This is a genomic window from Caballeronia sordidicola, assembly GCF_002220365.1.
In the GTDB taxonomy this organism is placed as follows: domain Bacteria; phylum Pseudomonadota; class Gammaproteobacteria; order Burkholderiales; family Burkholderiaceae; genus Caballeronia; species Caballeronia sordidicola_C.
In genome coordinates this window covers 1-12,385 of the sequence record NZ_MTHB01000297.1, presented here as the reverse complement: position 1 = coordinate 12,385, position 12,385 = coordinate 1, and the positions used below count along the sequence as shown (strand labels likewise).

12 protein-coding genes are annotated in these 12,385 nt (G+C 55.5%); 3 read left to right on the top strand and 9 right to left on the bottom strand.

Features of this window, described 5'->3' with window-relative positions:
* From BSU04_RS43260 to tnpA, 3 genes are all read right to left on the bottom strand, one after another.
* The coding region (locus BSU04_RS43260; protein WP_144021538.1) for an IS66 family transposase at positions 1 to 1,027 on the bottom strand (1,027 nt) is incomplete at its 3' end.
* 14 nt (positions 1,028 to 1,041) lie between these two features.
* A complete protein-coding gene (gene tnpB / locus BSU04_RS43255) occupies positions 1,042 to 1,419 on the bottom strand; it encodes an IS66 family insertion sequence element accessory protein TnpB (RefSeq protein WP_089166308.1) in 378 nt (125 codons plus the stop codon).
* Positions 1,419 to 1,733, bottom strand: coding sequence for an IS66 family insertion sequence element accessory protein TnpA (gene tnpA / locus BSU04_RS43250; protein ID WP_089166307.1), 315 nt, complete (start codon positions 1,731 to 1,733; stop codon positions 1,419 to 1,421). The genes tnpB and tnpA overlap by 1 nt, the downstream gene beginning before the upstream one ends.
* A gap of 234 nt (positions 1,734 to 1,967) precedes the next feature.
* On the opposite strand from tnpA, the gene BSU04_RS43245 reads away from it, so the two are divergent.
* Positions 1,968 to 2,291, top strand: coding sequence for a hypothetical protein (locus BSU04_RS43245; RefSeq protein WP_144021537.1), 324 nt, complete (start codon positions 1,968 to 1,970; stop codon positions 2,289 to 2,291).
* Positions 2,292 to 2,995: 704 nt separating this feature from the next.
* Here BSU04_RS43245 and BSU04_RS43240 read toward each other — a convergent pair.
* The 5 genes from BSU04_RS43240 to BSU04_RS43220 form a co-directional block, all read right to left on the bottom strand.
* Positions 2,996 to 4,231 carry an MFS transporter gene (locus tag BSU04_RS43240; protein ID WP_089166305.1) on the bottom strand — a complete coding sequence of 412 codons (1,236 nt, stop codon included), beginning with the start codon at positions 4,229 to 4,231 and terminating at the stop codon, positions 2,996 to 2,998.
* An 83-nt stretch (positions 4,232 to 4,314) separates the two neighbouring features.
* The gene (locus tag BSU04_RS43235; RefSeq protein WP_089166304.1) at positions 4,315 to 5,661 is read right to left on the bottom strand and encodes a M20/M25/M40 family metallo-hydrolase; all 1,347 of its coding nucleotides are present in this window, start codon (positions 5,659 to 5,661) and stop codon (positions 4,315 to 4,317) included.
* Positions 5,648 to 7,087 carry an aspartate ammonia-lyase gene (gene aspA, locus BSU04_RS43230; protein WP_089166303.1) on the bottom strand — a complete coding sequence of 480 codons (1,440 nt, stop codon included), beginning with the start codon at positions 7,085 to 7,087 and terminating at the stop codon, positions 5,648 to 5,650. The genes BSU04_RS43235 and aspA overlap by 14 nt, the downstream gene beginning before the upstream one ends.
* Before the next feature lie 58 nt (positions 7,088 to 7,145).
* Positions 7,146 to 8,621, bottom strand: coding sequence for a sodium:solute symporter family protein (locus tag BSU04_RS43225; protein WP_089166302.1), 1,476 nt, complete (start codon positions 8,619 to 8,621; stop codon positions 7,146 to 7,148).
* Positions 8,618 to 8,893, bottom strand: a complete 276-nt coding sequence (locus tag BSU04_RS43220; RefSeq protein WP_144021536.1) for a DUF3311 domain-containing protein — start codon at positions 8,891 to 8,893, stop codon at positions 8,618 to 8,620. The genes BSU04_RS43225 and BSU04_RS43220 overlap by 4 nt, the downstream gene beginning before the upstream one ends.
* 115 nt (positions 8,894 to 9,008) lie before the next feature.
* Here BSU04_RS43220 and BSU04_RS43215 point away from each other — a divergent pair, with 115 nt between their 5' ends.
* Together BSU04_RS43215 and BSU04_RS43210 are read left to right on the top strand one after the other, a co-directional pair.
* Positions 9,009 to 9,965 carry a LysR family transcriptional regulator gene (locus BSU04_RS43215; RefSeq protein WP_089166300.1) on the top strand — a complete coding sequence of 319 codons (957 nt, stop codon included), beginning with the start codon at positions 9,009 to 9,011 and terminating at the stop codon, positions 9,963 to 9,965.
* Between the two features lie 596 nt (positions 9,966 to 10,561).
* Positions 10,562 to 11,689, top strand: coding sequence for a porin (locus BSU04_RS43210; protein WP_089166299.1), 1,128 nt, complete (start codon positions 10,562 to 10,564; stop codon positions 11,687 to 11,689).
* Positions 11,690 to 12,040: 351 nt separating this feature from the next.
* Here the strand turns inward: BSU04_RS43210 and BSU04_RS43205 are convergent.
* The coding region (locus tag BSU04_RS43205; protein ID WP_144021535.1) for an ArsR family transcriptional regulator at positions 12,041 to 12,385 on the bottom strand (345 nt) is incomplete at its 5' end.

Genomic DNA, 12,385 nt, shown 5'->3' with positions numbered 1-12,385 from the left:
CCTTTGCTTCGAACACCTCCCTGCGCGCGTGCGCCCAGCACTGCGCATGCGTCAGCCCGACCTGTTTGGCGTAACTGGCATAGGCGGCGTAGCCGTCGCTTAGAAGCACGGCGTCCTCCGGCGGCGACAGCCCGAGCATGTCGCGCACATGCTGGCCAGCGCGGCTTGGCGAGTGCGTGAAGCAAATCTCGTCGCGCTCGCCGTAGATCGGCCAGAAATAGGTGGTCTTCATCTTGCCCGGATTCGCCCGACCGGCCTTGATCGGCACTTCGTCCATCGCCTTGACACGGCTGGCACGTATCGAATCGAGCTGTGCATCGTAGACCGGTTCGAGCAGCGCCACGCTCGATTGCATCAGTTGGGTCAGCCACGGCCGGCTGACCTTGATCCCGGCATCATCGAGTCGGCGGTGCTGGCGGTACAGCGGCAAGTGGTAGTCGAATTTGTCGATCACCATGCCAACGACGAAGCTGACGTCGGCTCGGCTGCCCTCGATCACGCCGACAGGGGCCGGCGGGCACGAGAGCGCCTGCGTGTCTTTCCGCTTGATCAGGGGGCGCACGTACTTGAGCACGACATAGCTGCCGGGACGCTGCGCCAGGCGGTGCGTGACTTTCTCGCCAATCACTTCGTACTGATCGGGCTTGAGCAATTCCATGTCCGGGTTGGGGACGGCAATCACTTCCACCGGCACACGCTTCTCATCGAAGAACAAACTCGATTCGTCGGCGCCAACCGGCTTGGTCTTGCGCTCGCGCTCGTGGCCGGCCACCACCGCTTTCTTAGCCGGCAGCGGCGTCTCGGGAATGGCGTCGAAACCCACGCCAAGAATACCCTGAACACCTTCTGGATCAGGATGGCGCTTCTCGCTTTTCTGGCCGAAGATCTGAGGCTGAAACCAGGCCACCTGGCGTCGCAAATTGATGTTCTCGCGCTCCAGTTTGCCGACCAGATCGGCCAGCTGCGCAGGCGTCAGCGCGGGCGCTTGTGCAGGTATGGGTTGGGCGCAATCGAGATCGGATGGCATGTAGAAATTGTATTTTATGCGCCCGCGTTTGTGCTCACATTTTGCGGCGCCGGCGCGGTTTTTTGATAGCGCCGCCGCACGCGTTTTGGCTCGATTCCTTCGAGCAGAAGTTTCAAGCCGGTCCAGTCCATTTCACGCGTACTCACATGGTCCCAGTTGCTCAGAAGACAACCTTTCTCAAGTCGCTTCGCCCACACGCACCAGCCGCTGCGATCGAAGTACAGGACCTTGATTTGGTTGGCGCGCCGGTTGATGAAGGCGAACAGATTGCCTGACAGTGGGTCCTGCTGCATCGTGTGTTTGGCCAGCGCATACAAGCCATCGTAGGACAGGCGCATGCTGACTGGCCGACCGTACACGAACACGCGGATTTGCCCTTCGGGAAAGAACATCAGCGCCTCACGATGTGCAAGACCACGCCATCGCCCAGGTCGAGGCGAACTTCCAGCGCCGCACTGGCTAACTGATCCTGCGTCATCGACTGCGCTTCGGGCGTCGATGACATCACGCCGACGTCGACGAAGCCAACTGCCGGCGTCGCGTCACCTCTTTCGGCCAACTGCTTGCGCCAGCGGTAAAACGTCGCCTCCGAAACCAACTCCGCCTTGCAGAACGACTTGATCTGCTGACCACACGTGGCAAACCGGGCCAGCCGCTGCCGCCATTCCACTTCCTTACGCGATTGTTTTACGACCATCCCCACCATGACCAATCTCCATCCTGTTGAACATGGAGGAGATTGTCCCGACGCACACGCTTGCCGGATACAACGCCGCTGGCTTACCGCTTACCTGCCCGCTGCGCCTTATAAACTGGTCTTTGGGGGAGGACGACTTTGTGTCATTTGACATCAGGCGACCGCGCCTGCCTGCGACCTTCGATGTCGTCATTCAAGATGGTTTGCGCGCTCATTGCGCAGCGTGCTCGGGAAGACCCCGCCTTGCTTGAGCCCGAGCATCGTAAGACGCTCGGTTTTTACTACCGTATGATTGCCGCACCGGCGTACTGGATCACGCTCGCCGATCAATTGGTCGAGCATGCCAAAGCCGGGGTCACCCGTGATGTCACAGCGCTCGGACCTTTTGCTGGACTGCGGGTGAGCACGCGGGCGCTATTGCTCGCGTCGGGAATCGAAAACGTCACTCAACTGAAGGCTGCGATTGCTGCGGGTACCGTCACCTTAGACGAGGAAATCGCGAGCAACGGCTTAACGCGCCGACGTTGGGCTGAACTGCGTACATGGCTGACGCGGCAACCAACCTGAACACGCGCAACGCGACCAGCACGGCTTCTGCTCAGGTCTGGCGCTTCCATAAGGCTTCCATACGGGATAGCGGAAGGATGTGCCGGAGGAGAGCATCTTGTCATTTATTAGTGATCCCCAATATTTTTAAGGAAAATTAGTTAACTTAAAGATAAGTCACCGTTTCAATGGTACCTACAGAGATGTTGCGTTCAGAGGCGCGGAAACCGCTAATTTGGAGCTCAGCAGCGACAATAAATGGTACGTTTTGGTGTTACTGTCGCGAACGCGCGCGACAGGCAGCTCTCGGCCACAAACGGTCAGTCGACACCAGCACGCAATCGTTAGCAATCGGCGCGCAAGGTAATCATTCGAGAAGTTGAGTGTCAAAACGTGTGACGTATTTCATACTCGGACTGCGATCGATATGCGTCGTCGATTCATCCGCGACTATAAGTCGCGAAGCCGGCATGCAATGCGATAAGAGGAGCGCGTTCGCGTTCACGTGTAGCAAGAATGAACCGGCCCGGGGCGGTTCAGGAACGGTCAACGCCGGCGAAACGATGCGGACGTTAGCAAGTCTGATGTGCAAGCGGCTCCCCTTGATCGTAATTTAGCTTAAAGGCACAGCGTTGAACTCTTTGTCAGCCCAACGTGGATTTAAATGTTGCCATCCACGCCGCGAGGGCCAACATCAAAACAGATCCAACAACTTGTCGGAAGTGTTAACCGAGCGGCACTGCTTCCTCAGAAAACGATTGACGCACGGGACGAATGAACGCGATGGCGGACAACACCTGAAAACTAATTAGTCCAACCCAGACAACCTTGTGGGCTATCGCGGGATACTGGCCTCCATGCGTTGGCCAAAAGTTGAGTATCCACCCGATGGCGATCTGCAGCAGAAATGTGGTACTGAAAATCAGCAGCGTCATCGCCGTGTTTAGCCTCCCGATCAGCGCCGACGGTGCGCGCTCTGCGAATACGGTATAGCAGAGTATGCCGGAACCTCCGAAGAATCCATATACTGCCCAGATAACATAGTTCGCAATATGAACTTCACTGAGAATCAGCAATTGAACAAGCACGAAGATGCACATGCAAGCGTTGCAAAGAGAGCGAATACTAACCGCTCGCTTACTCAACACCCGCGCTAGAGCACCAAGAGTCGCACATCCAGCCATCAATGAAAGACTTAAGATCGACACGATTTTCCCCGAGGCCGCAGCATCGAGCCTGGTTACGTCACGTAAATACGGGCCGACCCAGAGTGATTGTATGGCGTAGAGCACGCCCTGAGTTGCCGCCGGGAATGCAGCAAGCCGCCAGAAAGCCCGGCTCCGGAAAATAGACCACGAATCGTTGATTTTTGGAACAACTGCGTGGTCTGTTCTTACCTTTCCTTTGTCAGGAACCGCAAACCAGATCGTCAAAGCCGTCAGCACAGTCAGCGCAGCAAGCGAGAAGAATAATGAGCGCCAGGAGACCACTTCAAGAAGGCTGGTTAGCGGGGCCCCCACAAACACACCGCCCAATCCACCGATTGCAGAGACCATGCCGTTAAGAAGAGGGAGTTGCGTCAGAGGAAACTGCTCGGAGAGCGCTTTGAACGCGGCAGCCAGGCACACTGAGACCCCGACTCCTATCAGAAGTCTACCGACTAGCATCATGCCAAATCCGTTTGCCATCGCGAACATAAGTGCTCCGACGGCGGCGACCGCCAACAACGCTGATTCCACTCGGCGGGGCCCGAAACGATCCAGCATCATGCCCGCCGGAATCTGAGCACCCGCGAATCCGAGAAAATAAACGCTGGTTATTGTTCCCAGTTCAGCAGTGGAGAACCTGAATGTACTCGATAGGTAAGGCGCGAGCCCCAGATTCAGCCCGCGGTATAGGTAGGAGAGAACGTAACCGACTGAAAAGAGCGTGAACACGCGTAAGCGCGCCGATGTATGCATCAAAGGAGGTCTATAAGAAGCACCCGCTTGATGCGGGCGCAGAATCAGTCAAAGTTGCTTTCTGAGGAGTGCCAACGCCAAGCTCAGATACAGCGTCTCTCCAGTAGTGGGGCAAGGTCGATCCCGGCAGAGTCGTGAATGCCGACCAGACCGAGGATGATCAGCAGTGCCCGCTGTGCTCCCACGTAAGCGTCTGTCGGGTCGTACCATTCGCCCAGGGAATGCTCACCGCCGCCAGTGCCGCCGGGGTCGATCATCATCGCTGGGATTCCCAGCGAAATCGGGACGTTCGCGTCGGTACTCGTGGCTACGAGTGCTCTGATCGGTATTCCGGCCATCAGGGACGCATGTCGAGCCACCTGTATGATCTTCGCCTGGTCCGGGTTGGCCCCTGCGGGCCGGTTGCCAACCCGCACCATCTCAACCGTGATCGGATGGTCTGGGTCGCGAAGCGTTTCTTCTTTAACGGCCTGTTTAATTTCAGCCACGATAGTGTTTTCGATCTTTAGCAGTTCGTTCGAATCGTTCGACCGAATGTCAAGACCCATTCTCGCCTCACCGGCGATGGACGTTACCGATGTTCCGGCGCGCACAGTGCCGACATTAAAGCTGGTCTTGGGCAAGCGAGGTACTTCCAGACACGAGATCCGCGCAATTGCCCGGCCCATTGCGTGGATTGCAGACGGTAGCCCAAAAGCATTAAAACTGTGCCCTTCCTTTCCACGAAAAATAACGTCGTAGCGACGGCTTCCGGTGGCTCGTGTAACAACCGCATCGGACGGTCCGTAGTCGAGGGTGACGAACCCATCGATACCAGTGTGTTCACGAAATAGAGCTTTGACGCCCCGGAGGTCTCCTGCGCCTTCTTCTCCAACTGTGCCCACGAACATAATCGTGCCCACCGTCGTTATATCGCTACGACAGAGAGCGCGGGCGACAGACAGGAGTGCGGCGAGTCCTCGCGCATCGTCCCTGAGTCCAGGCGCGAAATAGCGTCCGTCGCGCTCCTTTACGGTGACATCAGTTCCCACTGGGAAAACCGTATCAAGGTGCGCGGAAACTACCAGCGTAGGGCCGTCTGGGATACCTCTTCGAACGCCGATAACATTACCCTCAGTGTCAAGATAAGCATCGACTAATCCCGCCGCTTTCAACAGGCCAAGATAGAACGTGGCTCGCGGCGCCTCCTTGAACGGCGGCGCCGGAATCTCTGTGATGGTTTTCTGCTCGTCGAAGGTTCGAGCGTCGTCTGCATGAATGTCACGCAGCGCCTGCTGTACGATCGGCAGCGCCATGAGCGTAGCGTAGGTTCTATACACGTCTTCGCCGATGGGTAGCGTCACGTATCCAGTTTCAGTTTTGACTATTTCCGGGTCATCGGAGTGGGTGGACGTCACCGCTTCCGGGTTTCTGTATTCATCTGTTCTCATTGCGCTCGCCTTTCCAAACAACCAGATTGGGTCTCGTCATAACCGACGGACAAAGAATGCGCTCAAGCTCCGTCGAACTTAATAAGCCCTTCGTCAACACGAGCTCATGGACGCTTCGTCCGCTATCCAACGCTTCCCGCGCGATTAAGGTGGCGTTCGCATAACCAATAAACGGACTAAGGGCCGTCACCACACCAACGGAGTTTTCAACCGTCCGCTTCAACCCATCGACGTTTGCGGTAATCCCTTCGATGCATCGAGATGTAAGCGTCAGACAGCCCGCGCGGAGATGTTTGATGCTTTTGAACAGACTATTTGCGATTACCGGTTCAAAAGCATTCAACTGAAGCTGTCCGTTTTCTGCGGCGAAACTCACGGTCAAATCGTTTCCAATGACTTCATACGCAATCTGGTTAACCACCTCGGGAATGACCGGATTGACCTTTCCCGGCATGATGCTCGACCCAGCTTGCACCGGCGGCAAACCGATTTCATTGAGACCTGCACGAGGCCCGGAAGATAGCAGCCGGAGATCATTGCAGATTTTTGACAGCTTCAGGGCAATACGTTTGAGCACCCCAGACAGCTCAACAAATGCACTCACGTCCTGAGTGGCGGCGATGAGGTTCTTCGCCGTGAGCAGCGGCATGCCGGTGATTCGTCTCAAATGCTGACAGACCAGGGCGGAGTAATCCGGATGTGCATTGATACCGGTCCCGATCGCGGTCGCACCGAGATTGATCTCGCATAACCCTTTCATCGCTTCGATCAGCCGGCGCTCATCGTCTTCGACCATCGTCGAGAAAGCCGCAAATTCCTGCCCCAGTGTCATAGGGACCGCATCCTGGAGCTGCGTACGACCGATTTTCAGAATGTCAGCGAACTCCGTCGCCTTCCGGTCGAGGGATTTACGCAGGGCCTGAAGCACTTCCACCAACCCTGTCGATGCGGCATACAAGGCAACCTTGACGGTTGTCGGGTAGACATCATTTGTACTTTGACACAGGTTCACATGTTCGTTCGGGTGGAGCCGCGCATAGGTGCCTCGTGAGTACCCCATTAACTCAAGTGCGCGATTTGCGATGACTTCATTCGCATTCATGTTGGTAGACGTACCCGCGCCTCCCTGTATGACGTCGACGACAAACTGTTCATGCCATCTGCCTGCACGGATTTCGTAACAGGCCTCAACGATTGCGTCCGCCTTATCATCCGGCAGGAGAGACAACTGCTTGTTCGCCAAGGCTGCTGCTGCTTTGACTGACGCAAGGGCGCGGACCAAGTCCGGCATCGATGAAATCGGAATTCCCGTGATCGGGAAATTATCAAGCGCCCGAGAAGTGTGAATTCCGTAATAGGCACACTCAGGAATGGCCAGTTCGCCGAGGAGATCGTGCTCGATGCGAACAGCGGCGTTGGTTGACATACTAGTTTTCTCTCATAGTTTGATGTCGGAAGGTCTTTGAAAAGACCCCTGCGTTTTCCTAGGAAATAAGCGCTTTCGATGACGTCTGTGCAAGTCGCCGCGTGCATAGACTCACTGCTGAGAACGTAAATGCGTTCAACAAAAGCGCGACCAGTCCCACGTTTATGTCGACCAATGCCACGGGCCACGAGGGCAACAAGTCCGCAAGGGTTACATTCGTTAAAGATACGTAACCGAGCACCGCGGTGCCGACCGCAATCCCCGCGAATGCGCCATACTTGTTTCCGAACGGGCGCGGCAACAAGCTGAATAAGAATGCAGGCACCATCTGGCTCAACATGCCGGAAGCAAAGATGCTTAATTCAACAAGGGTGCCTCCCCCGCGTAGTACCTGGAATACCGCGAGGAGCGCGAACAGCGGCAACGCGATCTTTGCGACAAGCGCGACGCGCTGTTCGGTTGCCCGGGGGGAGAATCCTTGCTGATATACATTTTTTGCCAGAATCACAGACGCGTTCAGAAGGATCATCGACGCCGGGACAAGAGCGGTCAGCAATCCTGCTCCCCCGATGATGCCGACAAACCAGGGCGCGAAAGTTTGCTTGACGAGTCTTAGCAATGCCAGGTCCGTGTCTTTTCCGTGTAACCCCGGTACCTGCGTGATCGCGGCGAATCCGACAAAGAACATGAACAGAAGGACTACTTGATACAGAGGCATGAGATACGCGTTCCGTCGTACCGCTTGAACGCTTTTCGCGGAATATACTGCAGTCAGCGTGTGCGGATACATGTAGTACCCCACTGCAATCAAAAAGATCGTCGAGTTATACCAGGAAAGACTTTGGCCTTTCGCCGGAAGACGCAAGAAACCCGGGCTGGTCGTTTGGATGTGCTGGAACATCCGCGTAAATCCACCGTAGTAATGGAAAGGTAGATATATTCCAAGAAAAACGGCTAGGACGAGAATGATCGCATCCTTGAAGATCGAGATGTGGGCCGAACCCGCAATGCCAGAAATCAACACGTACGACACGATCGTGACTGCTCCGATCCAGATCGCAAGGCTCGGCGATATCGCTCCGTACGAAGCTTCTGCCACGATTACCCCTAGTCCACGCAATTGGATGACCAGCAGCGCATTCAATCCAAAGGCAGAAACGATAGATACGAGAACGCCCAAAGTGCGGCTGTCGTATTTGCTCGCGAAGAAATCTGAAAAAGAGACCAGCTTGTTCTGCTTCGCATATCGCCATACGGCAGCCATCATCCAGTAGGACATAACAAACGCGAGGCAACCGTACGCAAGAATGTAGAAAGCTGGGGCGCCTTTGCCGTAGGTGTAGCCACTTGCCCCGAGAAATGTGAAAGTGGTGTAGTTTTCGCCGGCCATCAGAAGGAATACAAGTACGGCGCCGAAGCCTCTTCCACCCACCGCCCATTGCTCGAGTTCCATTTTCTTTCCGCCTTTGGCTCGTATGCCTACAAGCAATGCGAACGCCAGAAAAAATCCAATGATCCAAAGAGCCGAATTCATTCTGCTTTCCCCTCGCGGTTTGTATCGTCAGACAAAAAAATGATGAGCATTACCATCGAAGAAAGCAGTAAGGAAAACGTGTTCCACATCAGGAGAAACGGCAGACCTCCAACCAGTTCATCAACATGTTGGGCGATCAGGCCGCCGCTAAAAAATGCGGCGGGGGGGATGACCCCTAGCAGATATATGAGCTTCACAGTTGATCCTCGTTCTTCCGCACGAATATGTACGTTTTGCGTCGATGTTGCCGGTGCTGAACCGACGCTGGTCATTGAGACGGGGCCGGCGCACGTGGACTCGATTGACGAAGCTTAAATTAAAGCGCTTTATAAAAAAAATGATTTGATTTTATAATTTTATAATTTCTGTCTATAACCAAGGCTCGCCATGTCATCCCGAGAAACGGTTTCCTTGCGGCAACTTCATTTTTTTATAACGCTAGCGAGGCTCGGCAGTTTCAGCCGGACGGCCGACGCAGCGGCAATCACCCAGCCCGCACTAAGCGCGGCGATCCGACAACTTGAGACGCAACTCGACGTGCGACTGTTCGAACGCACGACGCACAAAGTAACGTTGACATCCGCCGGCAAGCAACTTCTTCCCCACGCCGAACGTTTGCTGCACACTGCGGAACATTCTTTCGGCGACATGCGTGCCGCGGTCTCAGGACACCGAGCAAGCGTTCGAGTTGGCGCTACACCTTCGACCATGCACATACTCGCGCGCGCGGTCGCGGATGTTCAGGCCACGGGCGTCGCGGCAAAGTTTCACATCAGCGACGGGACGGCGGGTACATTGATCGGTCAGGTGCGCTCGGGTGAACTCGATTTTGTTATGGCCGTGCTCTACGAGCCTGCTGATGATCTTGAGATTGAGCATCTCATGACAGACGAATTGGTCCTCGTCGTCAACCGGCAACATCGATTTGCACGGGAAAAGACGGTCCCATGGAGCGCTCTCGCAAGCGAAGACGTGGCGCACTTCAGGCAAGGCAGCATTGCGACTCTTAGTGCCTCTGCGCTACGCCAACACGCGCTTGCTGCGTCCCCCCGCTACCACGTCGAACAGATTGCCTCGCTCTACGGGCTTGTTCAGGCCGGTCTCGCGGTGGGGATAATGCCGCGCCTCTACGCGCGAGATTTGGAAAATGCCGATGTGACGCTCACACAACTGAGCGATCCTGTCGTTCGACGCCGTATTGCGCTGGTTCGCCATCGGCATCAGCGGGCCGAGCATCAACTCGCGGCTCAATGCTACGACGAGATTCTCAAAGTCATTGCAGGCGGCGCCGCCGATGAGTTACGTGCCGGTGGGCCCATCAGCCGCAACCCTGATGGAACCTGAGGCAAAGGGATCACGATCGGCCATAACGTCGAACGACCTTCCTCGCTCCCATCACACCGCAATATCCCTCCCAGTTGAATGTAGTCTGAGATCGACGGCCGTTTATCCGTCCCGAACCCCAATGTTTGGCTTCATCTTGCCCCGCGCTCGCTGAGAGCCTAGCGGCTCTGGCCGGGCACATCGTATCGGCACGAACGACTCTGGAGCGATCCGCCGGGGAGCGGTCCCGGACCCGTTTGGAATCCGCACGCATTCGTCGAAAGCTGGTCGCCAGCCAGCGCCGCGCGGGGCCGATACAAAACCTGACGCGATCAACCCGGCACCGTTCGGGCGAGGTAGATAAGGTAAATCTATAAGCTCATAAGAAAACGGAACTATTTTTATTTGCCGTCGTTTCCTACAGTTGCGCCGACGCTTGGAGCGCATCGAATGCGACACCTTCCCGCACTTCGCGTTTGCATCGGCAACAGCCGTTCCGGCCGTTGTGTCGGCACAGCTCATGTGTGATGCCTTTTCAGCATTATAAAAATAGAACCACGATGTGCTTTTCGCGAATTTGAAAGCGCTTCATCGTTTTTAACGACAAGGAATTGGAAATGAAAAAACAGGTTCTCGCTACAATCGTAACCGGCGCAGTCGGCGCATGCTCGCAAGCCTTTGCGCAAAGCTCAGTGACACTTTATGGCGCGATCGACAATTCAATCCAATATACACACAACGACGACGGTTACGCTTCGCAAGTCAAGCTACAGTCTGGTCAATTCTCGGTCAGTAAATGGGGGCTTCGAGGCTCTGAAGATCTAGGCAACGGATTGAAGACGGTATTCGTGCTTGAGAACGGTTTCAATGCAAACACAGGCTCGATGTCTAAAGGTCTTCTTTTCGGCCGGAAGGCTTTCGTCGGCCTGAAATCAGATAACCTCGGAACCCTTACAGTCGGGCGCCAGTATGACGCCCTCGCAGATCTGGTCTTCAGCATTCAGGGTAATGCATACCTGTACTATTTCACGGCGCCCGGCGACGTCGATAATGCCGATGGCTCCATACACGTGAGCAATTCGATAAAATGGACAAGCCCAAACTGGTCTGGGTTTCAGGCTGTCTCTATGTATTCGTTTGGTGGAGTCGCAGGCTCAACTGGCTCTGGCCAGTCTTATAGCGGCGCTCTGGCGTATCAGCGCGGGCCATTAAAACTAGCCGCGGGATATTTTCACTCGGACAACGGCAATCCGACCTTGTCCACCCGCGGTACGACGTCGGCCGGAGGCAACTTCATCTCGGTAGTAAATTCAGCCTACTCGTCAGCGAGCGCTATCAATATTGCTCGCGCTGGAGCCAGCTATGTAATAGGTCCAGTTACGATCGGTGGGTACTATAGCTACTCCGAATACATTGCAGACGGAGCGTCAACATTTAGAAATGCAGAACGATTTTCCAATGGCTCCGTCTATGCATTGTGGCAAGCGACGCCGTATGCCCAAATGCAAGTAGGATACGACTATCTTAAATCTCATGGCGACTCGGCTGCGACGTACAATCAAGTCACGTTGGCTGGCGACTATTCTTTGAGCAAGCGGACTGATCTTTACGCGTCATTCGGATACGGACATGCCAGCGGGAAGAACGGTTTCGGAAGCGCTCAGGCGGTAATTTCTGACACGTATGCAGATGCCGGTGGCAGTACCCAAGAAATAGTGATGCTCGGCATTCGCCATCGGTTCTGACATGCTGGCCGCTATGGTTCTGTGGATTTTTCTCGAGAGAACTGTAGCGGACGTCTGCCGAGAGCCCGTCACGACGGGACGTCAACCAGTTGCCACTGTTGCGAACCGCGCAACAGTGTCTCCGTGGCGGCACACGGAGCGGTTTGTTTGATGTGGAATCTCTTCGCGGGGGAACACGCGGCGCTTGCCCAAACGCATCTTCTGCAGTCCGTCCGGGCTCGAATCTGGTCAATCGCTTCTTATCTTCGCCCCGCCTCTTTCGCGTGGTCCGTTGCGCACTTTTACACAAACTCACGCTCTATCTCAACTTAGTCTCTAAGCAGATAAGTTTTGACAAATCGCGCGAAGACTTCAGTGCGAAGTAGCCATGGCCGGCACGATGTTGAATCGGGTGAGCGAGCACGCTGCGGCAATGGCTGCGCGTCCCAATCGGGTGAGGTAATAGCGATAGGTATGGGTGACACTTTTGATCAACCCCAGCATTCGCAGCCGCTTGAGTTGACGCGACATCGCCGAAGGCGTGAGCTGCACGTGTTTGAGCAGATCGGCACGTCGCCAACCGTGGATGTTGAATTCGCCTCGCTGCATGGTTTTGAGCAGCGACTGGTCGGTGGCGTTGAAGAAGTTCAGGCCTTTGACCGACGGGTCCTGGCCCACACGCGTCTGGCTCAGCCGCTGCAGATCGCGTTCACCGGC

What these genes read in the sequence shown, in the direction of transcription:
- BSU04_RS43240 (WP_089166305.1), bottom strand. Translation starts at nt 4,231, where the DNA reads ATGCATACATCGGCGCGCTTACGCGTGTTCACGCTCTTTTCAGTCGGT.
- tnpB (WP_089166308.1), bottom strand. Translation starts at nt 1,419, where the DNA reads ATGTTCTTTCCCGAAGGGCAAATCCGCGTGTTCGTGTACGGTCGGCCA.
- tnpA (WP_089166307.1), bottom strand. Translation starts at nt 1,733, where the DNA reads ATGGTGGGGATGGTCGTAAAACAATCGCGTAAGGAAGTGGAATGGCGG.
- aspA (WP_089166303.1), bottom strand. Translation starts at nt 7,087, where the DNA reads ATGTCAACCAACGCCGCTGTTCGCATCGAGCACGATCTCCTCGGCGAA.
- BSU04_RS43225 (WP_089166302.1), bottom strand. Translation starts at nt 8,621, where the DNA reads ATGAATTCGGCTCTTTGGATCATTGGATTTTTTCTGGCGTTCGCATTG.
- BSU04_RS43215 (WP_089166300.1), top strand. Translation starts at nt 9,009, where the DNA reads ATGTCATCCCGAGAAACGGTTTCCTTGCGGCAACTTCATTTTTTTATA.
- BSU04_RS43235 (WP_089166304.1), bottom strand. Translation starts at nt 5,661, where the DNA reads ATGAGAACAGATGAATACAGAAACCCGGAAGCGGTGACGTCCACCCAC.
- BSU04_RS43210 (WP_089166299.1), top strand. Translation starts at nt 10,562, where the DNA reads ATGAAAAAACAGGTTCTCGCTACAATCGTAACCGGCGCAGTCGGCGCA.
- BSU04_RS43220 (WP_144021536.1), bottom strand. Translation starts at nt 8,893, where the DNA reads ATGACCAGCGTCGGTTCAGCACCGGCAACATCGACGCAAAACGTACAT.